The organism is Pandoraea commovens (assembly GCF_024704525.1).
GTDB lineage: Bacteria > Pseudomonadota > Gammaproteobacteria > Burkholderiales > Burkholderiaceae > Pandoraea > Pandoraea commovens.
In genome coordinates this window covers 5,005,089-5,031,984 of record NZ_CP102780.1, presented here as the reverse complement: position 1 = coordinate 5,031,984, position 26,896 = coordinate 5,005,089, and the positions used below count along the sequence as shown (strand labels likewise).

At 64.6% G+C, this 26,896-nt stretch carries 21 protein-coding genes and 1 pseudogene; 12 read left to right on the top strand and 10 right to left on the bottom strand.

All coding sequences use genetic code 11. The annotated features are described in order from the left end of the window. Nucleotides 1-5: 5 nt before the first annotated feature. The 3 genes from NTU39_RS22640 to NTU39_RS22630 all read right to left on the bottom strand — a co-directional run bounded on the left by NTU39_RS22640 (nucleotide 6) and on the right by NTU39_RS22630 (nucleotide 2,060). The gene (locus NTU39_RS22640; protein WP_150664532.1) at nucleotides 6-1,307 is read right to left on the bottom strand and encodes an O-antigen ligase family protein; all 1,302 of its coding nucleotides are present in this window, start codon (nucleotides 1,305-1,307) and stop codon (nucleotides 6-8) included. 122 nt (nucleotides 1,308-1,429) lie between these two features. Further along, nucleotides 1,430-1,792 (bottom strand): hypothetical protein, encoded by a 363-nt coding sequence (locus NTU39_RS22635; RefSeq protein ID WP_150664531.1) that lies wholly within the window; start codon nucleotides 1,790-1,792, stop codon nucleotides 1,430-1,432. Nucleotides 1,793-1,847: 55 nt separating this feature from the next. Next, complete coding sequence (locus NTU39_RS22630) at nucleotides 1,848-2,060, bottom strand: hypothetical protein (RefSeq protein WP_150664530.1); 213 nt, start codon at nucleotides 2,058-2,060, stop codon at nucleotides 1,848-1,850. Nucleotides 2,061-2,407: 347 nt separating this feature from the next. Here NTU39_RS22630 and NTU39_RS22625 point away from each other — a divergent pair, with 347 nt between their 5' ends. The 3 genes from NTU39_RS22625 (at nucleotide 2,408) to NTU39_RS22615 (ending at nucleotide 5,672) form a co-directional block, all read left to right on the top strand. Next, entirely contained in the window at nucleotides 2,408-3,361 is a 954-nt protein-coding gene (locus tag NTU39_RS22625; RefSeq protein ID WP_039392975.1) for a LysR family transcriptional regulator, read from the top strand. A gap of 220 nt (nucleotides 3,362-3,581) precedes the next feature. Continuing rightward, nucleotides 3,582-4,235 carry a DUF4286 family protein gene (locus NTU39_RS22620; protein WP_150664529.1) on the top strand — a complete coding sequence of 218 codons (654 nt, stop codon included), beginning with the start codon at nucleotides 3,582-3,584 and terminating at the stop codon, nucleotides 4,233-4,235. 81 nt (nucleotides 4,236-4,316) lie between these two features. Then, nucleotides 4,317-5,672 carry an MFS transporter gene (locus tag NTU39_RS22615; RefSeq protein WP_246184574.1) on the top strand — a complete coding sequence of 452 codons (1,356 nt, stop codon included), beginning with the start codon at nucleotides 4,317-4,319 and terminating at the stop codon, nucleotides 5,670-5,672. Between the two features lie 109 nt (nucleotides 5,673-5,781). Here the strand turns inward: NTU39_RS22615 and NTU39_RS22610 are convergent, their stop codons facing one another. The 4 genes from NTU39_RS22610 to NTU39_RS22595 form a co-directional block, all read right to left on the bottom strand. Further along, a complete protein-coding gene (locus NTU39_RS22610; RefSeq protein ID WP_257958622.1) occupies nucleotides 5,782-8,613 on the bottom strand; it encodes a hybrid sensor histidine kinase/response regulator in 2,832 nt (943 codons plus the stop codon). Next, nucleotides 8,610-9,395, bottom strand: coding sequence for a response regulator transcription factor (locus NTU39_RS22605; protein WP_246184592.1), 786 nt, complete (start codon nucleotides 9,393-9,395; stop codon nucleotides 8,610-8,612). Before NTU39_RS22605 ends, NTU39_RS22610 begins: the two co-directional genes overlap by 4 nt. A gap of 448 nt (nucleotides 9,396-9,843) precedes the next feature. Further along, complete coding sequence (locus NTU39_RS22600) at nucleotides 9,844-11,145, bottom strand: UDP-N-acetylglucosamine 1-carboxyvinyltransferase (protein ID WP_150576086.1); 1,302 nt, start codon at nucleotides 11,143-11,145, stop codon at nucleotides 9,844-9,846. A 147-nt stretch (nucleotides 11,146-11,292) separates the two neighbouring features. Further along, nucleotides 11,293-12,111 (bottom strand): GntR family transcriptional regulator, encoded by an 819-nt coding sequence (locus NTU39_RS22595; RefSeq protein WP_246184573.1) that lies wholly within the window; start codon nucleotides 12,109-12,111, stop codon nucleotides 11,293-11,295. 384 nt (nucleotides 12,112-12,495) lie between these two features. Here NTU39_RS22595 and NTU39_RS22590 point away from each other — a divergent pair, with 384 nt between their 5' ends. The 6 genes from NTU39_RS22590 to NTU39_RS22565 all read left to right on the top strand — a co-directional run bounded on the left by NTU39_RS22590 (nucleotide 12,496) and on the right by NTU39_RS22565 (nucleotide 19,573). Next, nucleotides 12,496-12,744 carry a DUF3311 domain-containing protein gene (locus NTU39_RS22590; protein WP_150664526.1) on the top strand — a complete coding sequence of 83 codons (249 nt, stop codon included), beginning with the start codon at nucleotides 12,496-12,498 and terminating at the stop codon, nucleotides 12,742-12,744. Then, nucleotides 12,741-14,240, top strand: a complete 1,500-nt coding sequence (locus NTU39_RS22585) for a sodium:solute symporter family protein (RefSeq protein ID WP_257958619.1) — start codon at nucleotides 12,741-12,743, stop codon at nucleotides 14,238-14,240. Before NTU39_RS22590 ends, NTU39_RS22585 begins: the two co-directional genes overlap by 4 nt. Further along, nucleotides 14,237-15,436, top strand: a complete 1,200-nt coding sequence (locus tag NTU39_RS22580; RefSeq protein WP_257958618.1) for an amidohydrolase family protein — start codon at nucleotides 14,237-14,239, stop codon at nucleotides 15,434-15,436. The genes NTU39_RS22585 and NTU39_RS22580 overlap by 4 nt, the downstream gene beginning before the upstream one ends. Further along, nucleotides 15,433-16,710 (top strand): MFS transporter, encoded by a 1,278-nt coding sequence (locus tag NTU39_RS22575; protein WP_257958617.1) that lies wholly within the window; start codon nucleotides 15,433-15,435, stop codon nucleotides 16,708-16,710. Before NTU39_RS22580 ends, NTU39_RS22575 begins: the two co-directional genes overlap by 4 nt. 531 nt (nucleotides 16,711-17,241) lie before the next feature. Beyond that, complete coding sequence (locus NTU39_RS22570; protein WP_257958616.1) at nucleotides 17,242-18,051, top strand: alpha/beta hydrolase family protein; 810 nt, start codon at nucleotides 17,242-17,244, stop codon at nucleotides 18,049-18,051. Nucleotides 18,052-18,058: 7 nt separating this feature from the next. Next, nucleotides 18,059-19,573, top strand: a complete 1,515-nt coding sequence (locus tag NTU39_RS22565; protein ID WP_257958615.1) for an MATE family efflux transporter — start codon at nucleotides 18,059-18,061, stop codon at nucleotides 19,571-19,573. 32 nt (nucleotides 19,574-19,605) lie between these two features. Here the strand turns inward: NTU39_RS22565 and NTU39_RS22560 are convergent, their stop codons facing one another. Both NTU39_RS22560 and NTU39_RS22555 read right to left on the bottom strand, forming a co-directional pair. Further along, nucleotides 19,606-20,307, bottom strand: coding sequence for a LysR substrate-binding domain-containing protein (locus tag NTU39_RS22560; RefSeq protein WP_246184591.1), 702 nt, complete (start codon nucleotides 20,305-20,307; stop codon nucleotides 19,606-19,608). Nucleotides 20,308-20,391: 84 nt separating this feature from the next. Beyond that, nucleotides 20,392-20,541: pseudogene (locus NTU39_RS22555) on the bottom strand (LysR family transcriptional regulator); the annotation flags it as partial. 263 nt (nucleotides 20,542-20,804) lie between these two features. On the opposite strand from NTU39_RS22555, the gene NTU39_RS22550 reads away from it, so the two are divergent. From NTU39_RS22550 to mdoH, 3 genes are all read left to right on the top strand, one after another. Next, nucleotides 20,805-21,467 (top strand): LysE family translocator, encoded by a 663-nt coding sequence (locus tag NTU39_RS22550; protein WP_150664520.1) that lies wholly within the window; start codon nucleotides 20,805-20,807, stop codon nucleotides 21,465-21,467. A 339-nt stretch (nucleotides 21,468-21,806) separates the two neighbouring features. Continuing rightward, nucleotides 21,807-23,360 carry a glucan biosynthesis protein G gene (locus tag NTU39_RS22545; protein ID WP_246184571.1) on the top strand — a complete coding sequence of 518 codons (1,554 nt, stop codon included), beginning with the start codon at nucleotides 21,807-21,809 and terminating at the stop codon, nucleotides 23,358-23,360. Between the two features lie 290 nt (nucleotides 23,361-23,650). After that, nucleotides 23,651-26,008, top strand: coding sequence for a glucans biosynthesis glucosyltransferase MdoH (gene mdoH, locus NTU39_RS22540; protein ID WP_373275420.1), 2,358 nt, complete (start codon nucleotides 23,651-23,653; stop codon nucleotides 26,006-26,008). Nucleotides 26,009-26,098: 90 nt separating this feature from the next. On the opposite strand, the gene NTU39_RS22535 is transcribed toward mdoH, so the two are convergent. After that, complete coding sequence (locus NTU39_RS22535; protein WP_257958613.1) at nucleotides 26,099-26,863, bottom strand: peptidoglycan DD-metalloendopeptidase family protein; 765 nt, start codon at nucleotides 26,861-26,863, stop codon at nucleotides 26,099-26,101. Nucleotides 26,864-26,896 lie beyond the last annotated feature (33 nt).

The window sequence follows — 26,896 nt, the reverse complement described above, 5'->3', positions numbered from 1 at the left end:
CAGCGCTATCGCCTGGCAACGGGCGATTTGTCATCTGAGGAGCCGACAGGATAGGCGAACGCGGCAAACAGAGCCAGCATCGTCGCATAGAAGGCGACCGTCACCTTGAGGTTGAAGGTCTCCACGGTCAGTCCGAAGACGGCGAAGGCGACGGCCGTCATCAATCCCATCAACGCCGCGCGATTCTTGACGCGGTCGTGTTCCAATTGCGCCGAGCGAATGAAGAAGATGGCCGGGCCGAGGTAGACGCCGAGAATGCACAGCAGGCCAAGCAATCCGTAATCGACGAAATAGGCGAGGATCTGATTGTGCACTTCGCCCTTGCCAAGATCGGCGGCCTGCGGGGTCAATTCGCCGGATGCCGCCATGGCGGGCATTGCATCGCGATACCCATGCGCGCCGAGGCCGAGCAACGGGTGCTTACCGATGAGTTTGCCGGCGACCTTCCACAATTCGACCCGGATACCGGTCGAGGTGTTGGGGTTGCCTGCGGAAAGACTGACGAGATCCGATCGGATCATCTCGAAGCGGTCGCGCACGACATGCGAGCTGAAGGTGGCTGCCAGCAGCACCACGGCGAAGACGCCGATCGTCACGCGCCGCGCGGCGCTCAGCGGCTGATTGCGCCACAGCAGCCAGACGACCAGCAGCACCGGCAGCACGATCCAGCCGCCCCGGGACTGGCTGGCCCAAGACGCGTAGCAGCCTGCGGCAGCCCCCAGCAGCTTGAATGCGACGATCCACGGCTTGTCGTGCGACAGCCAATGAATCGACACGACCGACAGAATGCCCAGAAGGACGGCGATATCGCCAAAGTGGATCGGGTTCAGGAACGAGCTTTCGGCGCGCGCGGCGAGAATGTCCGCGGTGGAATACCAGGCCATGACGGCTGCGCAAATGGCGCCGGTGGCGAACGACAGATCTGTCCACTTCGGCATGACGTCGACGATCCGACGCAGCCCGAGGAATACGAAGGTGGCGAGCAGGAAGCGCAGGGGGGAGTCGAGGGTGTTCGCGACAATCCGCCCGTGCAGAATTTCGACGAGCAGAATCGAGAAAAACGGCAGCAGCAGCGCGACGAGCAGCAGGCGGACGTGGGGATTCGCGCGTACGAGCGAACAGATTTCGCCTCGTTCGCGGCCCGTGAAAAGGACGATGGCGCCAAGGGCCACCGTCAGGAACATCGCCGTGTTCCCGCCGCGTGGAACGACCAGGGAAACGGCGGGAAACAGCAGGATCAGCGTGCCGAAAATGTTGGCAAAAAGGTGCCGACGGGGAATCGGTGCCGGCGCGGCGGACTTGCTCATTGGTTACCAGGCAGACTGCGGGAATTTACTTTGCACGAAGTATGCCAGAAATGCCCACAGCGCCACGGTTTCCGTCGACGCCACGCAACGCCCAAAACATCGATCTGCTCAAAATTTCACAATTACAGATTCATCGCGCCGAGAACGCCGCACAAATGGAGCGCCACGTGCGTCCAGGCCGCTTCGTCATAATTGTTACCGTCGCGCGCCAGTTGTTGCGCTTCGTGGAACGTGCGCCAGATCGCTGCGGCGCTCGACGGCGTGCCGCCTGCCAACTGATATTGCCGTTGCAGCGCTTCGGCCAGCCAGGGCTGATCCTGCGCGCAGGCCTCGGCGTAGGCTTCGACCGCAATGCGGGCGTACGGATCGCCTGCCGGATCGAGGACGACCGGCTGGCGTGCACGGGCGGACGAATGGGCCGAGGACGGCATGGTAGCCAGGGCGTGCCGCTCGGCGGCGCTGTGACGGGTGTGGTGATGTTTCATGGTCTCGTCTCGTTGGCCGCGCCAGGGCCGCTGGCGCGGAATCACTTACGTGGACTCAGTCGTTTTCCATATTGCGGATAAACAGCATGGCCGCATGCTTGGCCTGATCGATGCTCGAATACGTCCGGCCGTCCATCGGCCAGATGTCGACCAGCACCGCATAGCTGCCGGGATTCTCAGCCTGCATGATGCGGATGTAATGCTGCCGGAACACGCAACGCGCGAGTTCCACTGTCGGATGCGGTCGGCGGAAATGGGCGCTTGACATGACAGTCTCCAGAGATTTGGCCCTCCGGCCTCGACGGGCCGTTGCAAAATACTCAGCAAATCCCGTGCCAATTCTCTTGAAGCCATTAACTGCTTGATTTGTAAGGAGTGTGGGCGAACGCGGCGCGCGCCGATATCAAAAAACGTTACGGAAACGAAACACGGCAGGAACGTGCTGCCGTAACAGTGGCCCGTAGGGTGGTGGCGGATGTGGGCGAGGGATGCCGAACGTGATTCGTGTTTCATGGGTGGAACGCGGCGGGCGACGTCTTTTGTGTTCCCGCTAAAATGCGCATTTCCCCAAGACTTCTGCGTAGACAAGTCATCACGTCTGCGTTCCTATGCCGCATGAATCTGCGTTTTCTCGAAACCTTCGTCTGGCTCGCCAAGCTGCGTAATTTCCGGCTGACGGCCGAACGTCTGCACACGACGCAGGCGGGGGTGTCGAGTCGGATCGCGTCGCTGGAACAGAGTTTCGGCGTGCGCCTGTTCGACCGGAGCGCGCGCGAGGTCACGCTCACGGCCGCAGGCCAGAAAGCGTTGGCGTATGCCGAGCGCATCGTCATGCTCGGGCAAGAGATGAAGCGGGAACTGAGCGATCCGGACATGCCGCCGGGCGTGCTCAAAATCGGCGTCGTCGAGTCCATCGTGCACAGCTGGTTTCCGGATCTGGCGGCGCGAATTCACCGTGAATATCCGCAACTCGAAATCGAGGTCACGAGCGAGACGACCATCAATCTGTGCAAGCAGCTTGAGGCGGGCACGCTCGATCTCGTATTGCAGACGGACATGCAACACGGTGCTGGCGTCGAAAACCTTCCGCTGGCCGAATTCCCGATGCGCTGGGTCGCGAGCCCCAAGCTCAATCTGGAGGGCGAAACGCTCGACGTGGCCGACCTGGCCGCGTATCCGTTGGTGAGCTTTTCGCGCAATTCCGGGCCGCACAAGACGCTGGAGCGCATGTTCTCGGTCGCCGCCGAACGGCCGGTGCGGGTGAACTGCATGACGTCGGTCGCGGCAATCATCCGGCTGGTGGCCGACGGGTTCGGGGTGGCGATGCTGCCGCCCGCCATCATCCAGCGCGAACTGGGTGAGCACAGCCTGCATTTGCTGCGTGTGAACGCCAATTTTCCCAATCTGCCGCTGGTCGGCTCGTTCCGCACGGGCGCGCTGCTCGCCGAGAACGTGGCGCGTCTGGCGCAGCGCACGGCCAGCGAGTTCGCCCTGAACATGGGGCCGGATATCGCGATTCCCCCCGCCGCTGCCATGACCGCCCCGGCATGGGGCGCGACCGACGCCTGAGCCACCCGGCACGAAACAGCGAAACGCCGCACGAAGGCCCCGCCCGGCAAGGGTTTGGGGCCGGTCATAAGAATTTGCTGTCGCCGCGAATTTGATTTCTTGTTGGACGCTCCCATCCATCGTTTTGCACACTCAAATGGACGGTCGGCCTCATGCGTGCTGATGCTGCTTAGCGGCGCACCCCGGCCGGCCCCCGATTGTCGACACCGATGGATGCCTCATGACTGTGACCACCCCGCGCGCCCAACTCTGTATCTGGACGAATATCGATCCGGCCTTCGAAACCGATTTCAACCGCTGGTACGACCGCGAACACATGCAGGAGCGCGTCGCGATTCCGGGCTTCCAGTTCGCCCGACGCTTCAAGGCGCTGCATGACAGCGCACGTCCGTACCTCGCGCTGTACTGCACACAGGACGCTGGCGTGTTCACCAGCGAGCCGTATGCGCAGGCCTTCAATCATCAGACGGAATGGTCGCTGCGCAACTTCGCGCGCATGCAGGGCACGCAACGCCGCGTCGGCACGCTCGACGTAGAGGCCGGTGAAGGTCAGGGCGGCATGCTCGCTGCTTTCGTGCTGACGGAAGCGGCCGTGGCGCAGGCGCGCCCGCGTCTTGACGCCCAACTCACCGAAATCGCGCAGGGCGACGCCATCGTGCGCGCCACGCTCCAGGTCACCGTGCCCACGCTCTCCGTGTCGCTCACGGCGAAGGACGCCGCACTGCCGCCGGCCGACGCCGTCGTGCTCATCGAAGGCACCGATCCGGACGCCGTCCGTATCGCGGCCGAAACGCTGGCGGCGAGTTACGGCCTGCCCGCAACCGACGTGACCCGCTTCGCCATGCTGTGGCGTCTCGGTGCCAACGACGACTGACGTCGCGTTCTTCGTTCCCTTTGCTCCCCTACTCACGGGGTCGGCCTGCCCGGCTGATCCCGCGCACCCCCGGAGACATTCATGACAACGTATTCGAACACGCGGGACTCCCGGAACACACCGGACACCGGCACCGCATCAGGTGCCGCTGCCGCGCCCGCCAAACAAGGCGCGAACAAGGGCCGGCTGGCGACGGCCAGCATGGTCGGCACCACGCTTGAGTGGTACGACTTCACGGTCTACAACACGCTTGCCGCACTCGTCTTCAACCATCTGTTCTTCCCCTCGATGGACCCGCTCGCGGGCACCATCCTCGCCTTGTCGACGTACGCCGTCGGCTACGTCTCGCGCCCGCTGGGCGGCTTCGTGTTCGGCAACCTCGGCGACAAGATCGGACGACGTGCCGTACTGGTGCTAACACTCGTCGTTATGGGCCTGACCACGGGCCTGATGGGCCTGCTGCCGACCTATGCCTCGATCGGCATCTGGAGCCCGGTGCTGCTCGTCGCATTGCGTTTCGTGCAGGGCGTGGCGCTGGGCGGCGAATGGGCCGGTGCGGTGCTGCTCTCGGTCGAGCATGGCGATCAGCGCAAGCGCGGGTTGAATGCCTCGTGGACGCAGGTCGGGCCGTCGTTCGGCACGCTGCTCGCGACCGGTCTGATTGCGCTCATCACGCTGTCGATTTCGCCGGACGAGTTCCTCGCCTGGGGCTGGCGCATGCCGTTCCTGCTGAGCCTCGTGCTGGTGGCGTTCGGCCTGTGGGTGCGTCGCGGCGTGGAAGAAACGCCGATGTTCGAAGAGATGCAGCATTCGGACCGTCAGGCGGAAATGCCGATTGCGGACGTCTTCCGTAAGCACTGGCGCAACCTGCTGGTCGCGGGCGGCTCGCGTATCGGCTCGGACGTGCTCTATGCGTTGATGGTCGTCTTTACGCTGACGTATGTGACCGGCACGCTGCACCTGTCGCGACCGCTGGCGCTCACGGCGGTGCTCGTCGGCACCGCGTTCAATGCGCTGACGGTGCCGCTATTCGGCGCGCTTTCCGACAAGCTGGGCCGCCGCCCGGTGTATGGCTTTGGCGTGCTGTGCGCAGTGGTCTGGGCCTATGGTTTCTTCGTGTTGCTCGACACGTCGAGCCCGGCGCTGATCGTGCTGTCCGTGGTGATCGGTCTTGTGATCCACGCGATCATGTACGGCCCGCAGGCGGCGTTCGTCACAGAGCAGTTCCCGACACGCGTGCGCTACGCCGGGTCGTCGCTGGCTTACACGCTGGCGGGCATTCTCGGCGGTGGCTTTGCGCCGCTGATCATCGTGACGCTCTACAAGGAATACGGCACGACGCTGTCGGTGTCGCTGTACGTGACGGCGGCGCTCGCCATCACGGCCATCGCGTTGTTCGCGGCGAAGGAGACGGCCCACAAGCCGCTTCGCGACTGATGTAACCGACATCGGATAATCGACGGCACGCTCTCGGGCGTGCCGTTGTCGTTTGGGGCGTCTTCATGCGGCGTCGTTATCGGCAACGCGCTGCTTCACTGCGTCGGCGTCACTGCGTCGGCGCGCACAACTCCGTGAGACTGGCAAGATCGCCACGTTGCGCGAGTTGATGGACGTGACGAGCGAAGACGTCGTACTGCGGGGCCTGTGTGCTGAGATCGCGCGACCAGTCCATCAGATCGGTAATCGCCCCCATCGCGATCAGCTGACGGGCTTCCACCAGCCGCTCGCGCGGCGGACGCACCATGGCGCGCTCCTGTTCCACTTCGCTCGCCGGTGCCTCGTCACGTTGCAGGTCGAGCAGACGCGCCAGCGTGTTGCGCAGGTCCGCCAGTTCGACGGGCTTGAGCAGACACGCGTCATAGCCGTGCTCGCTACCGTCCCCCTCGCTGCCTGCGCCCGCAACGACCTGCGGCGACGCGGAGACAGCCAGCACAGGCACATCGGGCCAGCGACGGCGCGCGGCGCGTGCCACCGCCAGTCCGTCGGCGTTGGGCATCATGTGGTCCGTCAGCACGAGGTCCGGCTGCGGCGCTTTGGGATTGCCCAGCGCGGCGATGAGCGCCACGCCGTCGCCGAAGGTGCTCACGGTAAAGCCCAGACTGGCCAGTTCGTCATGCAGGAATTGGCGGATTTCGGGGGAGTCTTCGGCGAGCCAGATGTGATACCCCGTGCCGTCGAGCGACGGCAAGGCGTGCGTGGCGCCCGCGAACGATTGCGGCACGAGATCCGCTTCGCGCGCCACGCGCAGCGGTAAGGTGAACGTCACCTTCGTGCCGACATCAGGCTGGCTGTCGATCACGATAGTGCCGTCCATGCGCTCGATCCATTGCCGGACGATGGCGAGTCCCAGCCCCACGCCGGGCAGACGCCGCGCGCGGTCGAGCCGGGCGAACGGTTCGAACACACGCGGCAGGTCGTCCTTTGCAATGCCACAGCCGGAGTCCTCTACGCCGAAGCTCACATGCACGATGTCCGCGCGTGTTGCGTCGGGGGTGGCGGACAGCGACAACGTGATCGTGCCGTCCGAGGTGTACTTCGCCGCGTTGTCGAGCAGATTGCCGAGCACCTGACGCACCCGCTTGGCGTCGAAGGCCAACAGCGGCGGAAGCGGCGCACGTACGTCGAGCAGGAAGGCGTTGTCGTGCTTGCGTGCGAGGCTCATGCCTTCGTGCGCCATGCCGTCGACGAACGCGTGCGTGTAGACGGGGGCGACGTGCAGCGCGTCGGCTGCGCCACCGCCCGCGTATTCGATCAGGTCGTTGACCATCGCGAGCATGTGATGCGCGCTGCGACGGATGATGCGGCCGCGGTCGGCGTCTTCGCGTCCGCCCGATTGCACCAGATCGGCAAAGCCGATGATCGATGTGAGCGGCGTGCGCAGATCGTGGCTGATGCGCGCAAGGAAATCGCTCTTTGCGCTGTTGGCTTCGTCGGCGGCGATGAGGGCGGCTTGCAGTTCGCGCGTGCGGGTGTTGACGGCATTGGCCAGCCGCGCTTGTTCTTCGCGGCGCGTTTGCAGCACCTCGCGCTGTGCAGCACGTTGTTCGCGCACGAGTTCGCGCGAGCGTCCGGCCACGATGATGGTCAGCATCAGCAGCACGGAGAAATTGGTGCTCCATGCCATCGCAGTGTTGGCGAGCCAGTCCTCCGGCAGCAGGCCGTTGATGATTGCGAGCCGCCAGAACAGCACGAGACAACCAGGCGAAAACGAGAGCAGGCTCAGGCGCGCGTTCTTGAACCCGCGACGCCAGCCGTCGGCCAGCGAGACGACCCAGATCACGTTGAAGACGGTGAGCAGTTGCAGATGCGTGAAGGCGGCCACACGGTGATCGCCGAACAGCACCCACAGCGCCATAAAGCCCATGAGGCCGATCATTGCGCGATAGACCCAGCGCCACAGGGTGACTCGCTCAAGGCCGGTGAAGATCATCAGCATCGCGCTGAACACGCCAGCGGTCAGCGTCGAGAAGAAGCTCGGCGCGCGCACGATGAACTCGCCGCCCTGCGGCAGGAAGTAGCGATACAGGAAGCCCTGGAACGCCATATCTTGCGCCACCTGCGTGATGGTCGTGAGCGCGAGCAGCACGAACACCGGATCGCGGCGGGCGATGCCCAGTACGAACGCATAGAGCGCGATGGAGAGCATCGAACCGGCGAGCAACATGGCGATCATGGCGTTGCGCGATTCGGACTGACGGAAGTCGTCCGGCTGCCAGAACTGCGGCACGATGCTCACCGACGAGCGCGTCTCCACACGCAAGAGGAACGTGAGCCTTTCCCCCGGAAGGAGCGTGACGGGGAAGACCGACGTCTCGGACACGATAGGGTGCTGGTCGAGCGGCACGGTGTGTCCGGCGCGCCATATGTCGGCTGGTTGTGTTGCACCGAACGGCATCGCGTAGAAGCGCACATCCTCCAGACGCACGATGCCGACGCTTAACCACCGCGTGACGGGTTCGTTACTCGGATTCGAGACGTTACCCGTGAGCCAGAACGCCGAGCGGCTGTAGCCCGCATTGAGCATGTTTGGCACGACGTTGCGCCAGCCGGGTGCGGCGAGTGCCTGGGTGGCATCGAGGCGCCGGGTCGGGTCTTCGAGCAGGCGTAGCTGCCTGTCGAGCTTGAGGGGGGATGGCGCGTCGGCGAGATCGATGAAGCTCGGGGCGGGCTGAACGGCGGCAGGTGCGACGTTGGTGGCCGTCGTGGCTGTAGTGGCGGTGGTGGCGGTAGTAGCGGTCGCCGTGCCCGGCAGGCAGAACGTCACGACCAGCGCGACGAGCGCAATGAACGTGAGCGCGAAGCGCGTCAGCCAGAGAGAACGAGGCGAGGAGGCCCGGCGCGTCGCGTGCGCCGTTAAGTCCGATGGGGCAGTGCTCATGCCTGCGTCGATCCCGAATTGTCGGGTGCGATATACGTCTGTGCGCCCTGTTCGCGGAACCCGCTGGGCGGCATGCCGAAGCGTTCGCGGAAGGCCGTGGCGAAGTTGGCGGCGCTGGCGAAACCCACGGCGCTCGCAATGTCCTGCACGTCCAGCGACGTCTCGGAGAGCAGGCGTCGCGCCTCCTTCATGCGTTCTTCGCGCAGGAAGTCGAACACCGTCACGCCGACACAGCGGCGGAACGCGAGATTGAGACGGCGTGTGTTCGTGCCGACTGCGCTTGCCAGACCGGCCAGCTCGGGCGTCGTGCCGAGCTGGTCGAGCAGCAGCGCACGCGTGGCACGAAACAGCACGGCGTCGAGCGTGTGGGCCTGCACGGGGAGCGGTGCGTGTTTGTCGGTGTCGGCTGCGGTCGTGACGTTGGCTGTCGGCGCTGCGCCGTGGGCAGGCGTGGACGGTGTCGTCTTCAGATGGATCGACAGACGCAGCCGGACCTCTTCGAAGTCGTACGGTTTGGTGACGTAATCGACCGCACCGGCCGACAGGCCTGCGACGCGCTCGCCGGGCAAGGCGGCGGCCGTCAGAAAGATGAGCGGGATGTGGCGGGTGCCAGGGTCGGCCTTGAGCAGGCGGCACGCGCCGAGGCCATCGCAAACCGGCATGCGGATGTCCATGAGGATCAGATCGGGCTGCACGGTGCGCGCTTTGGTGTACCCGTCGCGACCGTCTTGTGCGATGTAGACCCGGCAGCCTTGCTGGCTGAGGAAGTCCATCAGCAGCATGCGGTCTTCCTGATTGTCGTCGACGACGAGCACTCGCACGCCCGACAACTGACGGGCATGCGGCGACGCAGGCCATGCGCCGCTCTGACGCGGGGCTGCCGTCGCCACAGCAGCAGGCGTGGCGGACGTGGCTGGCGTGGCAGGCGACTGCGGGGGCAGGTGACGATCGCTCATGATGCTCGCCATTCTTTCACATTCGTCTGGATGCGCCGCACCGATCCGGGGCGAATATCGGCGCGCGGGAAATAAATTTCCACCGGGCAAACGAGAGATGCCGTCGGGCAAAGGTGAAGTCATGGCGCGCCGTACCGGCTCAGGTAAGGTCAACCGTCGGGTTCGCAGCGGCGGACGACCGGCGTGTAGGTGATCGGGGGGTCGTCTGCCGCTGGCGTGTGCCGCAGGGCGAGCCCGGCCCCCCCGGGGGGGCGCCGGTGCACGTCGGAGAGTCTTACTCGGGTGCCGTCCAGACCACGTTCGCGCCGACCGAGCACAGATTCTCGACGAAGCGCGGGTGGGCGCGGCGGATCGGCTGAGCGTTCTTGATGGTCGACTGACCGTCGATGCTCGCGGCCACCATCAGCAAGGCAATCGCCACGCGAATGATGTACGGGCTTTCCACGACGGCAGGCGACAGCGGCACGCCACCGAACGTGATCAGCCGATGCGGATCCGACTGGAACACGTGCGCGCCGAACTTCGACAGTTCCGTCGACCAGCCCATCGCGCCGTCATAGACCTTGTTCCAGAACATCGCGCTGCCTTCGGCCTTCACGCCCAGTGCGATGAAGATCGGCAGCAGATCCACCGGGAAGTACGGCCACGGGGCCGCTTCCACCTTCGTCAGAATGTTCTGCGTGAACGGGGCCTGCACCTTGAGCTTGCCCTGCGCCGTGGCCGTCGACCAGCCGTCGCGGTGCTCGACCTTGATGCCGAACTTCGCAAACGTGCGGTCGATCAGCGGGAACTGATCGGGGGCCGTGTTCTTGACCGTGATCTCACCGCCGGTGATTGCGCCGAGCGCGAGGAACGTGGTGATTTCGTGGAAGTCCTCGGCGAAGCGGAATTCGCCGCCGCCGAAGCGCTCGACGCCTTCAATCGCCAACTGTGACGTACCGACGCCTTCGATGGGCACGCCCAGCATCTGCATGAAGCGGCAGAACTCCTGCACGTGCGGCTCGGACGCGGCGTTGTTCAGTTGCGAGCGACCCTTCGCGGTGGCGGCGCACAGCACGAAGTTCTCGGTGGTCGTCACCGAGGCGTAGTCGAGCCAGTGATGGATCGCCGGGCGGGCCTCGTCGGCGTGAATCAGCAGCGAGCCGGCGGTGCGCTCGACACGTCCGCCGAAATGGCGCAGCACTTCGATGTGCGGATCGATCTCGCGCACGCCAAGCGTGCAGCCCTTGATGTTGTCCTCGATGCGCGCGACGCCGAAACGCGCGAGCAGCGGCGGCACGAGCATGATCGACGAGCGCATCTCTTCGGGCAGATGGTCGGTGCGCGGATCGAACTTCGTATTCAGATGGTGGACGTCGAGAATGCCCGCGTCGAAATCGACGCTCACGTCGCTGCCGAGCTGACGGAAGATGTCGAGAATCTTGCGAACGTCGGTGATCTCGGGCACCCCGATCAGGCGCACGGGCTGGTCGGTCAGCAGCGTGGCGCACAGCACCGGGAGAACGGCATTCTTGTTGGCGGAGGGCGTGATGCGGCCGCGTAGCGGCTGGCCGCCGTGGACTACCAGATGGGACATGGGCTTCCTTCGGGCTTGGTGCCTTAATACGTTCGAGCGGGGGGCGAAAGTGGCTGGCGGGCCGCAGGCCCGTCGCGATCAGGCGCAATATACTCCGATTTGGGCATCCGTCTCATGCAACACTCGCACACGTGGTGTGATGTCGGGTCACGCCTCGCCCGCGAACGCCTCGGCGAAGATCGCACGGAAGTCCGGCGTCTCGGCGGCCGCAGCCCGCGTCAGCACCCGCGCTTCGAGTTCGTCGAGGTGCGCGGTGGCCAGCGAGATGGCCGCCTGCGTCTCGCCGTCACGCAATTGGCTCACGAGCTGCGCGTGTTCGGTGGGCGCACAATGCATGAATTCCGCCGGGTCATACAGCGCCTTGTATAGCTCCGTCTTGGCGACGAGCTGATGCGCGAAGGCATCGAGTTCCGCGCTGTCGGCCATGCCGATCAACTTCAGATGAAACTCGCCCGCGAGACGGATCGAGCGCTCATGCGTGCCGTCGGCATGCGAGCGCGCTTCGGTCTCGACGTGCGCGTCGAGCACCGCGAGCTGCGCGTCGTTCAAGCGCCCGCAGATGCTCGCAATCACACCGGTTTCCAGAACGCGTCGCGCCCGGTAGGTCTGGCGGATGTCGTCGAGCGAGGGTTGCGGCACGAACGCACCGCGATTCGGTTCGAGCACCAGCTTGCCCTCGAAGCCGAGTCGCGCGAGTACCTTACGCACTGCGCCGCGTGTGCAATCGAGCGCCTGCGCCAGATTGCGTTCGCGCAGCGGCATCCCCGGCCGGAGCTTGCCCGAGAGCAACGCCTGCGAAATCGCGGCGTACACGCGGGCCTCGATCTGCTGACCTGCGCTGCCCGGCGCGCCATCTCCCTCGACGTCGACCGCTGCCGGGTCCGGCTCCGTGATGGGGGCGGCCTGAACGCGAGGGGCGTTGTCAGACGCGGCGGTGAACGAGGGCGGTGCTGCGGTGCGGCTCAAGCCTGATCTCCTGAAATTTGGCCCTTCACATCAAAGTGCGCGGGCGTGGGGCGAATTGTACCTGCCGCCCCGGGCCATCCGATATGGCGTGACATCGCCGATCGACACCTATCCGACACCAACCTTCCCACGATACCCATTCCCCGGAAAACCCTAGGTTTGGCCTCTGCGCGCTATGCGACCTTGCATTTCGGCAAATCGTTACCGATAATGGTCAACAAAAATGGTTAACCATTTATCGATGTTTGGTTGATGATATGGCAAATTTTCGCGATGTGCCATTCCCCGCGACGTCGACGACATGGGCAAAGCCACCGAACGCATCAGGCCGCCGGGATTGCAAACGAGCGGCTGCCTTATGAATCCTTTGGGTCTGGAGACATCATGAAACCTGTACATTGCCTGGCCGCGCTTCCTATCGCGGCCTTTTACAGCGGCGGCTGGCTCGCCGAACACGTGGGCACCCGGCTGGCCGGGCTACCTTTTCTGATGACGTGGAACATCGTGTGGCTGTTGCTCACGTCGGTGATCATGCTCGTGATGTTCCGCTTCGACGGTTCGCGCGATGCGGCCCAGCGCACAGCACAACAAGTCGCGAGCGAGCGCCGCGACCACGACGGAGCCGCATCATGAACGCCGCACTTGCCGTCATCGCGGCGTTTCTGGCCTTTGCGCTTTTCGTGGGGCTGCGCGCGCGTCGCGGGCGCACGATGAGCCTCGAACAATGGGCGGTGGGCGGCCGGGGCTTCGGCACGCTGCTCGTGTTCCTGCTGATGGCCGGTGAGGCCTTCTCGACCTTCACGTTTCTGGGCGCGAGCGGCTGGGCGTACAGCAAGGGACCGCCCGCGTTCTACATCCTCGCTTACGGGGCGCTCGCGTACCTGCTCGGCTACTGGATGTTGCCCGCGGCGTGGCGTCACGCGACGAAGCACAACTGCGTGTCGTTCTCCGACTTCTTCGCCACGGCGTACCGGTCGCGGGCGCTGGGCGTTGTGGTGTCGCTGGTGGCCGTGCTGGGCATGAGCGCGTTGCTCATCATTCAGTTGCGCGGGCTGGGCATCATCGTGTCCGAAGCGTCGTACGGCACGATTCCTCCGGCCGTGGCGATCTGGTGCGGTGCGATTGCGATGGTGGTCTACATTACCGTGTCGGGCATTCATGGCTCGGCGAGCATTGCGATTTACAAGGACATCCTGATCCTCGTGATCGCGATCTTCCTGGGCATCTATCTGCCGCTGCATTACTTCGGCGGTTTCGGCGAGATGTTCGACCGCATCGAGGCGGCGCGTCCGGGCTTCCTGCAAATGCCCACGAGCGGGCTGACGCTGTCCTGGTACAACTCGACGATTCTGCTCACGTCGCTCGGCTACTACCTGTATCCGTACGTCTTCACGTCGGTGTATGCCGCGAAGACGGAAAGCGCCGTGCGCAAGAATACGATTCTGATGCCGCTGTATCAGATGGTCATCGCGTTCATGTTCTTCGTGGGTTTCGCGGCCATTCTGCAAGTGCCTGGACTGACCGGTGCGGACTCGGATCTGGCGTTGCTGCGCATCGTCAAACAGACGTTCTCGCCGTGGTTCGTCGGCGTGATCGGCGGGGTGGGGGTGTTGACCGCGCTGGTGCCCGGTTCGATGATCTTGCTCAATGCGTCGACGCTGATTGCCAAGAACATCTATCGCGACGGGTTTGCGCCGCAGGCGAGCGAAGCGGTGGTCGGCAAACTGGCCAAGCGCGTGCTGCCGGTCTTCGGTCTGGTGGCGGTGTTCTTCGTGCTGCGTGGCGGTGCGACGTTCGTGGCGCTGGCGCTGTTTGCATCGAGCCTGCTCACGCAGTTGTTCCCGTCGTTCGTGGCGAGCTTGCTGCCGCGTCCGTTCGGCAATAAGTACGGCGCGTTTGCAGGGATCGGCGCGGGCGCGCTCGTGTTGCTGGCGGCCGTCGGGTTCGACGTCACGCTGCGTATGTTGCCCGGCGCGTCGGATACCGTGGCGTCGATCAACATGGGGCTGGTGGCGCTGGCGGTGAACGCGGTGACGTTCGTCACAGTGAGCATGCTGACTCGCTCGCAGAATGTGGACGGAAGCAGCGTTGATAGCGACGCCGAAGCAGGACTCTTGAGGAAAGTATGACAACACTGGAAATTCGCAATGCGCGCGGGCTGGACGGCACGTCGGTGGATGTGCGCGTCGAGCACGGCAAGATTGCGGCCATCGGGTCGTCGTTGCCTGCATCGGCGAACGGCGCTGATGGAACCACTCATCGGATCGACGCGCGCGGCGCTTTGCTGATGCCCGGACTGGTCGAGGCGCACACGCACCTCGACAAGACGACATGGGGCATGCCCTGGTACGTGAACGAATGCGGCTCGCGACTCATCGACCGCATCGACAACGAGCGTCAGTGGCGTGCCGCGAGCGGCCACGATGCCGCAGCGGCGTCGCTCGCGCTCGGTCGTGCGTTCCTCGCGGCAGGGACCACGCGGCTGCGCACGCACGTCGACATCGATACCGACGCAGGCCTGCGTCATCTCGATGGCGTGCTGGTCACACGCGAGACGCTGGCGGACAGGCTCGACATGCAGATCGTGGCGTTCCCGCAATCGGGCGTGCTCGATCGCGAGGGCACCGTCGAATTGCTCGATGCGTCGCTCGCGCGCGGGGCAGATGTACTCGGCTGGCTCGATCCGTGCGCCATTGACCGCGACCCGAAGGCGTCGTTCGACGCGATGTTCGCGCTTGCCGACAAGCATGGCTGTCCGGTGGACATCCATCTGCACGAGCCGGGCGAGATGGGCGTGTTCTCGTTCGAGTTGATGCTCGAGCGCATTGTGGCGCTGGGCATGCAGGGCAAGGTGGTTGTGTCGCATGCTTTCTGTCTGGGCGAACTCGACGCCGCGCGCGCCGACGCATTGCTGGCGCGTCTGGCCGATGCCGGGGTGGCGCTCATCACGACGGCACCGCCGTCGCGCGTCGTGCCGCCGCTTATGGCGTGCCGTCGTGCGGGTGTGACGCTGGCCGGGGGCAACGACGGCATTCGCGACACGTGGACGCCGTACGGTTCGCCCGACATGCTGGAGCGCGCCATGATGATCGGGCTGCGCTACAACCTGCGTCGCGACGATGAACTGGACATCGCGCTCGATTGCGTGACGCATCAGGGCGCACGTGCGTGCTGGTTCGACGATTACGGTCTGCACGTGGGGGCGCGCGCCGACCTCGTGCTGGTCGATGCGCTGAACGCGGCGCAGGCCATCGTGACGCGTGCGCCGCGTCGCTGGGTGGTGGCGAACGGTCACGTCGTCGTGAGCGAAGGCGTGGTGGTATGACGCTTTGGCTGGCCATCGTCGCAGTCGGGCTGACGCTGCGACCGACGCTCACCTCCATCAGTCCGCTGTTGCCGCAAATTCGCGAGGCGACCGGGATGACGTATCCCGTGGCGGCGTTGCTCACGTCGCTGCCGGTGCTGGCGATGGGCGCGGGCGCATTCGCGGCGAGCGGGCTGACGCGTCGCTTCGGTGAGCGTCGCGGTGTCTTGCTCGGTCTGGTGGCGCTAGCGCTTGCCTGTGGCGTGCGCTTTTTCGCCGACGATACCGTGACGATGATTGCGACGGCGCTGGCGTCGGGCATCGGCATCGCCATCATTCAGGCGTTGCTGCCGGGCGTCGTGAAGGCGAACTACAGTGCGGCGCGCATGACGTCGATGATGGGGTTGTACTCCGCTGCGCTCATGGGGGGTGGTGGCCTCGGGGCGGCGGCGAGTCCGTGGGCGGCGTCCGAGGCGGGCGACTGGCGCGTCGGGTTAGGTATGTGGCTTGCGGTCGTCGGCGTCGCGGCACTGGCGTGGTGGCGCGCGCCGCTGAAGGTGCATGCCGTTGCCCAGGCCGTCGCCCCGGCCGCGCACACGACCGCTTCTGCCGAAGATCTGCGTGCGGCGTGCCGCGCCGCAACGTCCGGCATTTCCGGCAAGCCGCCGTCGATGCTCGACCTGTTGCGCAAGCATCGTGCGTGGACGCTGGCCGTCTACTTCGGTCTCATCAACTGTACTTACACGACGATGGTCGCGTGGCTGCCGCCGTTTTATCAGCAGCGCGGCATGAGCGCGACGCAAAGCGGCGCGTTGCTCGCCGGACTCACGGCGTGTCAGGTCGTGGCGGCGTTGATGTTGCCGTGGCTGGCGCGGCGCAATGTCGACCGTCGCCGGTGGCTGACGCTCGCGCTGGCCGCGACGCTGGCCGGTCTCGCCGGGCTCGTCGTGGCACCGGACGCCGCGCCGTGGTGGTGGATCGGCGGCATCGGCTTCGGACTGGGGGGCACCTTTTCGCTCGGACTGGTGCTGGCGCTCGATCACCATGCGCACCCGCGTCATGCGGCTGCGCTCGCGGCGTTCATGCAGGGCGTGGGCTTTTGCATCGCGGCTGTGGCCCCGTTTGCATCGGGTGCGGTGATGGCGACGACCGGCAGCTTCATGCCGTCGTGGATCGGTCTCATCGTGCTCAACGTGGCGCTGATCGCACTGACGTGGCGCTTCGATCCGCAGGGCTACGCGTCGGCGCTGGGTCTGTCGCGAGACGGGCATGTCGGACGGCATCGAAGCGCCTGACGCCCTATGCCAGACTTGCTCCGGCGGTGGCGTCGATGAGCGATTGATGAGTTCGGGAATCATCCCGTGCGTTGCGCACGCGAGACAGGTAGGCGCGGTGCAAAAATCATGCGAGCACCTACGCAATCCGCGCTAAGATGGCTCATCGTGTGATGTCGCAGCGGAGCTTCGTCGCGAGACCGTCGCTCCCGGCCTAACCCGTTCCCTCGGTGGTTCGAGCTTAGCAAGATCAGGGACAAGTGCCCCTTGGGCCGGGTTGGCTGCGTGCTGCCGGAAACCAGGGGAGAACGGATGCTCGGAAAGTCGCGCAGGGCGGTGGGACGATCGTTCGGGACGTTACGCGTCGCGCTCGGTGCCTGCAGCGTCGGCGCGTCGCTGTTCGCAGCATTGTCGCTCGTCGCGTTGCCGTCTCACGTTTTGGCTGCCGACACCGTCTTTCCGGGGACCACGCCTGCGAAAGCCGCACCTGCGCCGTCCGCCTCATCCTCCGCATCCTCCGCATCCTCCGCATCCCCCGCATCGGCGAAACCCGTGACCGCGACCCCGGCATCCGCCGCGACCGGTGTCGATCAGCGCGTCATGCGCAGCGACGGCGCGTATGCCAACCTCCATGTCTTCCGTCCCCAAGTCGCCTGCAATGGCGTTGTGGTGGTGAGCCCCGGCGCGGGCGACGACCGCGACGCGATGTCGTGGCTCGGGCGAGCGCTCTCGCAATACGGCTGGCTGACGGTGACGATGGCGCATCAGGAGAGCGGACGCGATTCGCTGCGCGACCGGGTGCGCAACGGCGGTTTGCGCGACGGATTGCTGGCCCTCACTACGGACCCCGAAGCGTATGACGACCGTCTCGAAGATGCGGGGGCGGCGCTGCGCTGGGCGCGTAATCAGTGCCATGCAGGGCCTGCCGTGCTGGCGGGACATTCGATGGGCGCGGTGACCGTCATGATCGAGGCGGGTGCGAAGAACAAGCTCGGGCTCGACAGCGACGACCGCTTCGACGCCTACATCGCGCTGTCGCCGCAGGGTAAGGGCGCGATCTTTCCGGCGGGCGCGTGGCATGACGTTCGCAAGCCTGCCCTGCTCGTGACGGGCACGCGCGACGATCCGCTTGAAGGCAAATGGCAGACGCGCACCGAGCCTTTCGCCGACATGCCGCCCGGGTGCCACTGGCTGGCGGTGGTCGATGGCGCGACGCACTTCAACTTCGCGGGTTTCGGTTACGGACACGGCGATATCGAAGCGAAGATACTGCCGTTGATCGAGCGGTTTCTCGACAATGTGCGCGGCCACCGGTGTGCCGTGCCCGTGCCCGCAGCTGGCGTGAAGTTCGACACGAAGTAAGACGACGATGGCAGAACAGGACCTCACACGCGGCCCCATCGGCAAGACCCTGTTCTGGTTTTCGCTGCCGGTGCTGGGCAGCAACGTGCTGCAATCGCTCAATGCGTCGATCAATGCGATGTGGATCGGCCATTACCTTGGCGAGTCGGCGCTCACTGCGGCGTCCAACGCCAACATCCTGCTGTTCTTCCTGCTGGGTGTCGTGTTCGGCATCAGCATGGCCAACACCATCCTCATCGGTCAGTCCATTGGTGCGAAGAATCCTGAACTGACCCGGCGCATCGTCGGCACGAGTGCGACGTTCTTCGTCCTGCTGTCCACGGCCGTGGCGGTGTTCGGCTACATCTTCACGCCGGAGTTGCTGCGCGTGCTGGGCACGCCGAGCGATGCGCGTGAGTTTGCGGTGGCGTATCTGCGCATCATCTTCGTGGCGTTGCCGGTGATGTACTTCTATAACTTCGTGATGATGGCATTACGCGGGGCGGGCGATGCGCGCACGCCGTTCCGTTTCATGCTGTTGTCCGCCGGGCTGGACGTCGCGCTCAACCCGCTGCTCATCTTTGGCTGGGGGCCGATTCCGCCGTTCGGCATTGCGGGGTCGGCGGGCGCGACGCTCATCGCGCAGACCGTGAGCCTTGCTGCGCTCATGTACACCTTGTACAAGCGCCGCGATCCGTTGTGGCTCACGCGCAAGGATTGGAAGTATCTGCGGATCGACATGGGGTTGCTGCGGCTGATCGTCGTCAAGGGTTTGCCGATGGGGTTGCAGATGGTGGTGATCTCGTCGTCTGCGATGGTCATGATGGGATTCGTCAACGGCTATGGATCGCAGACCACGGCGGCCTACGGGGTCGCATCGCAGTTGTGGACGTACGTGCAGATGCCCGCGTTGGCTATCGGTGCAGGGGTGTCGTCCATGACGGCGCAGAACGTAGGGGCGGGCTTGTGGGATCGTGTGACGAAGATCGGGCGTGTGGGCGTCGGTCTGAACTTCGTCATGACCGGCACGCTGGTGATCGCGATTCTGTTGTTCAACCGTCAGTTCATGAATGCGTTCCTGCCGGACGACGGCTACGCCATTTCCGTCGCGCAGCATATCAATGCGGTGGTGGCGTGGTCGTTCGTGCTGTTCGGCGTGACCATCGTGCTCTTCGGCGTGGTGCGGGCGACGGGGGCGGTGGCAGCGCCGCTCGTCATCCTGTTCGTTTCGCAGTGGGTGATCCGGCTGCCGTTTGCGTGGCAGATGCAAAAGACGTGGGGCGCGGAGGCGATCTGGTGGAGCTTCCCGCTCGGGTTCGGTGTCTCGCTCGTGATGGCGCTCGCGTTTTACAAGTGGGGCAATTGGCGCGGTGTGCGCATGTTGCCCAAGGGGCCACCTGCCGTGGCGCAGAGCAAAGATGCGGCGGGGGCTGCTGCCGGACCGGCGCCTGTGCCCATTCCACCGACCTCGCCAACGGCCGGGCCGTCCTTGTCCCCTAACACGCAGAACACGCAGAACACGCAGAACGAACCGCGTGCCTGAAGAATCTCCCTCACGCTTTGCCTTCCCCTTTGTCACTGCACATTCGCGACCCAAGGCGATGCGGATTCTGTCAGCGCCGTGCGCAGCCAGTTCAGCAGTGTTGCCTTCGCCGGATTGTCGGCAAACGGTTCGCGCGAGAGTGCGACGTAGCCTGAGCCATCGCGGATGAAACCTGCGGGGGCGACGAGGCGTCCGGCGTTGAGTTCGTCGCACACCATGTAGACCGATCCGATGGCGGCCCCGAGGCCTGCACCGGCGGCTTGCAGACTCAGATAGAAGTGTTCGAACGGCGGCGTTGCCGGGTTGGCGCTCGTCTCGAAGCGTTCCAAGTGCTTCAGGCGTTCGGGCGACGACGCGGCGCGCATGGCGCGCTGCCAGTCCTGCCAGGCGTGCGCGCGCGTGCGCGTGTGGAGGTGCGAAATCGGTGGCGAGTCGAAGGCCGAAGGGAGGCCGACGGGGCCGATCCATTCGTCGGCAAGCGGCTCGGCGATGAGCGAATGTCCCCAGAAGAAGTCGTTGCGTCGAATGGCGACATCGACACCGGCGCTTTCGAAGTCGAGCGGGCCACCGGCCGAGTGGAGGTGAAGGGAGATGCCGGGGTGGGCTTGCGAGAACGAGGCGAGGCGGGGGATCAGCCACCGCATGGCTAGGGTGGGTTCGCAGGAGACGACGAGCGTGTCCGAGGGCGACGGGGGATGAAGCGAGGCGACCGTGGTGGCGAGTTGCTCGAACATCTGCCGGGTCGTGGCGTGGAGTTTTTCTCCGGCGGTGGTCAGGAAGACAGCGCGGTTACGGCGTTCGAAGAGGGGGAGGCCGAGGGCGAGTTCCAGGGTACGGATTTGTCGGCTGACCGCGCCGTGGGTGACGAAGAGTCGGTCGGCGGCGCGGGCGAAGCTGAGTTCGGTGGCGGCGACGTCGAAGACCTGAAGGGCGTTCAGGGGAAGGGAGCGGTGTGCGGATCGCGTCATACGTGAGAAATTATCACGGATAGGCGGGCCAATTGATCGTTTTTCCGCGGAGGTGGAAATGGCGAGAATGCAGCCTGAGAAGCGGCGGTTCGGATGGGCGAAAAAAGAACGTAGACGCAAAAGGTGCGATGAGCGGGGGATCAGGGCCCTGTTCTGAACCGAGTTGGGTCTATGTCTGAGGGGCGGAATAGGGCTCTGGTCCCGCGCGGCGCCGAGTACGGAACGGGAAGTTCGGGCACAAATAAGAAAGGTGAAAGAAAGTCATGCAAGAGCTGATAGCGGTAATGACGATCACGGTCTTGGCGGTGATCAGTCCGGGTGCGGATTTTGCGATGGTGACGCGCGAGAGTTGGCGTCATGGTCGGCGCGCCGGGTTATGGGCGGCGTTGGGGATCGCGGCGGGCGTGCAGGTGCACGTGGCGTACACGTTGGTGGGCGTGGGGCTGCTGATCGTTCAGGTGCCGTGGCTGTTCACGGTGATCAAGTGGATCGGTGCGGCGTATCTCGTGTACATCGGGTGGCGAACGTTGCGGGATCGGTCGCCGGTCGTGGATGTGACGCAAGAGGAGGGCGCTTCAGCTTCGTCACCATCACCGGAATCATGGGACGCAGCCCCCGCCCGCTGGCGCGAGGCGTTGCAGGCGTTCCGCACCGGCTTTTTCACTAACGCATTGAATCCGAAGTGCACCTTGTTCGTGGTGAGCACCTTCACGCAGGTCGTTCACCCGGGCACGGGCTGGGCGCTCGGCCTCGCGTACGGGGCGTTCATGTCGTTTGCGCATTGGGCGTGGTTCAGCCTGGTGGCGCTGGGGTTCTCGGCGGGATGGATGCGCGAGGCGATGGTGCGGCGACAGCATCTCGTGAGACGAACCATCGGCGGCGCGCTGATGACGTTGGGCGGGTTACTGGCGATGGCGAGTCGCTGAAGGCGGGGCAGGGTGGGCAACGGGAACGGCTTTCGGACGATTCCGCCCCGAATGCCATAAAAATGGCGCAGGAATGGCCAAAAAATGACGGAAAACTGGCAGAAGTGAGAGTGAGAAGGGAGTGAAATCCTTTCATTTCGCGGCATGGTCACAAAAAGTCACAAATTTGTGACGCGCCGGAAGCACCGTCACAGCAGACGATTGGGGTAATGTGAGTACCCGCTTCGAAGGTTTTGCCGATGCATCTTTAGTCAATCGGTGAATGAACGGGTAAAATTGCGCGTTCGGCGCACGCTGGCTGTGGCCAGCACGCGCGTTACATGCCATTCCCCACTGCCGATGGAATTCCTGCTCAACGCGGTTCCCCGCAAGATTTCCCACCGTGCCCTACACCTGGCGATTGCCGGCGTACTTAGCGTCTGTGCGCTCGTCTCGGGCGCGGCGCATGCATTCTCGTTCGACGACGTCGCCAAACAAGCGCGTACGCTGGCGAACAACCGCTATAAGCCCAAGGATCCGAATCTCCCCAAAGAGCTTCAGAATCTGACCTACGACCGCTATCGCAACATTCGCTTCAAGCCTGAAAAGGCGCTGTGGCGTGCGCAGAAGCTGCCGTTCGAGCTGATGTTCTTCCACGAGGGTTCGTACTACGACCGCCCCGTCAAAATCAACGAACTGATCGGCAACAGCGTGCGCGAAGTGCGCTACAGCCCCGACATGTTCGACTTCGGCGCACTCAAGGTCGACCCGAAACAACTGCGCGGCCTCGGCTTCGCGGGTTTCCGTATTCACTTCCCGGTCAACACGCCCAAGTACAAAGACGAAGTCATGGTCTTCCTCGGCGCGAGTTACTTCCGTGCGCTGGGCAAGAACCAGACGTATGGCTTGTCGGCTCGCGGCCTCGCGCTCGATACCGCACTGAATTCCGGCGAAGAGTTCCCGCGCTTCACTGAGTTCTGGATTCAGCGTCCCGCACCCGGTGCGAAAGAGCTGACCATCTACGCGTTGCTCGACTCGCCGCGAGCGACCGGAGCGTACCGCTTCACGCTGCGCCCCGGCGTCGACACGACCGTCGACGTCAAATCCGAACTGTACCTGCGTGAAAACGTCACCAAGCTGGGCATTGCCCCGCTGACCAGCATGTTCTTCTTCGGCGAAAACCAGCAGGCCCCCGTGCCCGACTATCGCCCCGAAGTGCATGACTCCGACGGCCTGTCCATCCAGTCCGGCACAGGCGAATGGATCTGGCGTCCGCTCGTCAATCCCAAGCGGCTGCTGGTGTCGTCGTTCTCGCTGTCCAACCCCGGCGGTTTCGGGCTGGTGCAACGCGACCGCGATTTCACCAACTATCAGGACCTTGAAGACCATTATGAGTTACGTCCGAGCGCCTGGGTCGAACCGAAGGGCAAATGGGGACAAGGCCGCGTAGAGTTGGTCCAGATTCCCACGCCGGACGAAACGAACGACAACATCGTCGCCTATTGGGTGCCCGATGCACCGCCCAAGCCCAAGCAGCCGTTGTCGCTCGAATACCGGCTCTCGTGGCAAAAAGATAACGATAAGCGCCCGCCTTTGGCGTGGGTGACGCAAAGCCGCCGGGGACACGGCTACCGGGGAAAACCAGACGACAGTCTGCTCTTCGCGCTCGACTTCGAAGGCCCGGGGCTCAAGAAGCTACCGGAAGATGCCAAGGTCGAAGGCAATGTGTCCATCGATGGCAATGGCAAGATCCTCGAAGTGCAGACGCAGCGCAATGACGTCACGGGAGGCTATCGCGTCATGCTTCGCATGCGCCGCCTCGATTCCGAGAAACCCGTCGAAATGCGCGCTTACCTGCGCAACGGCAGTAACACCCTATCCGAAACGTGGAGCTACCTGTTACCCCCCGAGTGAGCGACCGCTCCGACATTCCGGTCGACGAACTTTACGTCGACCGGTTGCCCCTGCCCGCCGAAAAGCGTCGTGCGCTGCTCACACAAGCGAAGCGTGACGGCGGCGATTCGCTCGACGTTCTGACCCGCTTGCAGCGCTTGCTCGCTGCGCGCGGTTCGAACGTCGCAGGCGAGGCAACCGATACGATCGATACGACCGATACGATCGATACGATCGATACGACCGCGACAGCTTCCGATGGCACGGAGACCACCGCGACCGCCGGTCAGACCGACGGCGCCACCACGACGGTGGCGACGGCGGCGTGGCACGCCCACGATCTCGCCGAGATCGAGTCCGACAGCGACGCGGTACTCGCGTCGCAACCCGTGCGCCTCTCGCTCACGGAAGGCGGCTCACTGGCCGCTGCCGCAGGCCTGAACGAAGTGCGCGGCGTGCAGACGCTGCGCGTCTCGCCGCCGGTGCGCCGCACGTCGCTCATTCCGCGTCCGTGGTCGCTCAATCCGCTCGCACGGCTGTGGCGCAAGCTCATCGGTCGCAAAGACCCCGATCCGCTCGTGCGCGACGCCCCAGATCCCAAGGGACGCTGGTCGCAGGCAGGACGTCGTCGTCGCTGGATGCTGCTCGCGCTGATGATCGCGCAGACGGCGCTCGCCACGCACTTCATGGCTTCGGTGCTGCCGTACCACGGCGCCGATCCGCTGGAGTTCTCGGTGCTCGTGCTGTTCGTCCTGCTCTTCGGTTGGGTCTCGGCCGGTTTCTGGACGGCCATCTTCGGCTTCTTCGTCCTGCTGTTCGGCGGCGAGCGTCACATGATCTCGAAGATGGCGGCGGGTGACGCGCCCATCGAGCCCGATGCGCGCACGGCCATCGTCATGCCGATCTGTAACGAAGACGTCGGCCGAGTGTTCGCCGGTTTGCGCGCGACCTACGAGTCGCTCGCCAAGACCGACTCGCTCGAACGCTTCGACTTCTTCATCCTGTCGGACTCCAACGAGGCCGATAACTGCACCGCCGAAGTCGACGCATGGCAGGCGCTGTGCCGGGCAGTTGGTGGCTTCGGGCGCATCTTCTATCGTCGGCGTCAGCGCCGCGTGAAGCGCAAGAGCGGCAACCTCGACGACTTCTGCCGTCGCTGGGGCAGCGATTATCGCTACATGATCGTGCTCGACGCGGATAGCGTGATGAGTGGCGAATGCCTGACGAAGCTCGTGCGCATGATGGAGGCGCATCCGAGCGCGGGCCTGATCCAGACCGCGCCGCTCGCTGCGGGCCGCGAAACGTTCTACGCGCGATTGCAACAGTTCGCGGGGCGCGTCTACGGCCCGCTATTCACTGCGGGGCTGCACTACTGGCAACTCGGTGAATCGCATTACTGGGGCCACAACGCGATCATCCGCCTCAAGCCGTTCATGGAGCATTGCGCGCTTGCGCCGCTACCGGGCAAGGGCGCGATGTCCGGCGCGATTCTCTCGCACGACTTCGTGGAAGCCGCGCTCATGCGACGCGCAGGCTGGGGCGTGTGGATCGCCTACGATCTGCCGGGCAGCTACGAGGAAATGCCGCCGAACCTGCTCGACGAACTCAAACGCGACCGCCGCTGGTGTCAGGGCAACCTGATGAACTTCCGGTTGTTCCTTGCAGAAGGCATGCACCCGGTGCACCGCGCGGTGTTCGTCACCGGTGCAATGGCGTATGTGTCTGCGCCGCTGTGGTTCATCTTCCTGATTCTCTCGACGTGCATGTTGGCCCAGCACACGCTGGTGGTGCCGGAGTACTTCACGGCGCCGCGTCAGTTGTTCCCCGTGTGGCCGGAATGGCACCCCGAACGGGCGCTGGCGTTGTTCTCCGCGACGGCGACGCTGCTCTTCCTGCCCAAGATCCTGGCGGTGTTGCTGATCTGGGTGAAAGGGGCGAAGCGCTTTGGCGGTGCCTTCGCGGTGACCGTCAGCATGTTCATCGAGATGGTGTTCTCTGCGGTGCTCGCACCGGTGCGCATGCTGTTCCATACGCAATTCGTGCTGGCGGCGCTCACCGGCATCGCGATCCAATGGAAGTCGCCGCCGCGAGAAGATGCCGAGACGCATTGGGGCGAAGCGATTCGCCGCCACGGACTGCAAACGGTGATTGGCATGGCGTGGGGCGGTGTCGTCTACTGGCTCAACCCGGACTTCATCTGGTGGCTGATGCCGATTGTCGGCTCGATGATGATTTCGATTCCGGTGTCGGTCTTCTCCAGCCGTGTGTCGCTGGGTCGCGGACTCAAGCGTGCGCGCCTGTTCCTGATTCCGGAGGAGTCATGGCCGCCCAAGGAACTGCGCATGACGGAGAAGTACACGAGCGAGGCGGGTAAGCACGTCGACTTTGTGGACGCCGTGGTCGATCCGATGGCCAACGCGCTGGTGGCGTCGAGCGTCAAGCCGACATTGGACGATGCGAAGCGCGACGCCTTGCGCGCCGACCGTGTCGAGACGGCGCTGCTGCGCGGCCCGACCAAACTCTCGAACACGCAGAAGTGGGAGTTGCTCAACGATCCGCGCGCATTGGCGGCGCTGCATCTGCTGGTGTGGACCGATCCCCGCGCGCATCCCGAGTGGTGCGACGCACGCGCCAACGGGTTGTCGCAGGGTTTCCTCGCGTCCGCCTGAGGGTTGCAAGCAAGGTCGGCGAGATAAAAAAACGGCAAGGCATCGCGCCTTGCCGTTTTTTCATGGATGCGGCGAATGCCGTTGGCCGGATCAGCGCGGCGGCAGAAAGTCGTTCGGATTGAACGGCGTGCCTTTCTGACGCACCTCGAAGTGCAGCTTCACGACGCCGTGCGAGTCGGTGTCGCCCATCTCGGCGATCTGCTGCCCCTTGCTGACCGACGCGCCTTCCTTCACGCGCAGCGCGCGGTTGTGGGCGTAGGCGGTGAGATAGCCGTTTTCATGCTGAACCATCACGAGATTGCCGTAGCCGCGCAATCCATTGCCCGCATACACGACCTTGCCCGCCGCAGCGGCGTAAATCGGATCGCCTGCCTGGCCGCCGATGTCGATGCCTTTATTGCTGCTGCCGTTGTAGTTGGCGAGGATTCTGCCGGTCGCGGGCCACGTCATCGGAATCTTGTTCGTCGCCGTACGCGGTGCGGCGGGGGCTGGCGCGGGTTTCGGCGCAGGCTTGGCCTGAGGACGGGGACGTGCCGCACCCGACGACGCGCTGCCGCCTGAGGATGCCACAGCCGCCGGGGCACTCGACGATCCGGGCGGTGGCGCGACGCGCAACACCTGACCGACTTCGATCTTGTCGGCGTCGGACAGACTGTTCCAGCTCACCAGATTGGCCGTGCTGGTATTGTTGGCGCGGGCGATGCCGTACAGCGTGTCGCCGGACTGCACACGATAGCTGCCGGCTGGCACTGGGCCGTAGTTCGGCGTGCCGGCGCAGGCGGCGAGCGTGGCGCAAACGGCCAGACTGATCAGGTGGGTACGGCAGCGGGCAAGCCATCGCGGCTGGCCGGACATGAGAATTTCAGGTTGCGATCGCAGGGATCGCGC

Coding starts and splice junctions, on each gene's coding strand:
- NTU39_RS22640 (WP_150664532.1), bottom strand. CDS start 1,307: ATGAGCAAGTCCGCCGCGCCGGCACCGATTCCCCGTCGGCACCTTTTT.
- NTU39_RS22635 (WP_150664531.1), bottom strand. CDS start 1,792: ATGAAACATCACCACACCCGTCACAGCGCCGCCGAGCGGCACGCCCTG.
- NTU39_RS22630 (WP_150664530.1), bottom strand. CDS start 2,060: ATGTCAAGCGCCCATTTCCGCCGACCGCATCCGACAGTGGAACTCGCG.
- NTU39_RS22625 (WP_039392975.1), top strand. CDS start 2,408: ATGAATCTGCGTTTTCTCGAAACCTTCGTCTGGCTCGCCAAGCTGCGT.
- NTU39_RS22620 (WP_150664529.1), top strand. CDS start 3,582: ATGACTGTGACCACCCCGCGCGCCCAACTCTGTATCTGGACGAATATC.
- NTU39_RS22615 (WP_246184574.1), top strand. CDS start 4,317: ATGACAACGTATTCGAACACGCGGGACTCCCGGAACACACCGGACACC.
- NTU39_RS22610 (WP_257958622.1), bottom strand. CDS start 8,613: ATGAGCACTGCCCCATCGGACTTAACGGCGCACGCGACGCGCCGGGCC.
- NTU39_RS22605 (WP_246184592.1), bottom strand. CDS start 9,395: ATGCTGCTGATGGACTTCCTCAGCCAGCAAGGCTGCCGGGTCTACATC.
- NTU39_RS22600 (WP_150576086.1), bottom strand. CDS start 11,145: ATGTCCCATCTGGTAGTCCACGGCGGCCAGCCGCTACGCGGCCGCATC.
- NTU39_RS22590 (WP_150664526.1), top strand. CDS start 12,496: ATGAAACCTGTACATTGCCTGGCCGCGCTTCCTATCGCGGCCTTTTAC.
- NTU39_RS22585 (WP_257958619.1), top strand. CDS start 12,741: ATGAACGCCGCACTTGCCGTCATCGCGGCGTTTCTGGCCTTTGCGCTT.
- NTU39_RS22580 (WP_257958618.1), top strand. CDS start 14,237: ATGACAACACTGGAAATTCGCAATGCGCGCGGGCTGGACGGCACGTCG.
- NTU39_RS22575 (WP_257958617.1), top strand. CDS start 15,433: ATGACGCTTTGGCTGGCCATCGTCGCAGTCGGGCTGACGCTGCGACCG.
- NTU39_RS22565 (WP_257958615.1), top strand. CDS start 18,059: ATGGCAGAACAGGACCTCACACGCGGCCCCATCGGCAAGACCCTGTTC.
- NTU39_RS22560 (WP_246184591.1), bottom strand. CDS start 20,307: ATGTTCGAGCAACTCGCCACCACGGTCGCCTCGCTTCATCCCCCGTCG.
- NTU39_RS22550 (WP_150664520.1), top strand. CDS start 20,805: ATGCAAGAGCTGATAGCGGTAATGACGATCACGGTCTTGGCGGTGATC.
- NTU39_RS22545 (WP_246184571.1), top strand. CDS start 21,807: ATGGAATTCCTGCTCAACGCGGTTCCCCGCAAGATTTCCCACCGTGCC.
- NTU39_RS22535 (WP_257958613.1), bottom strand. CDS start 26,863: ATGTCCGGCCAGCCGCGATGGCTTGCCCGCTGCCGTACCCACCTGATC.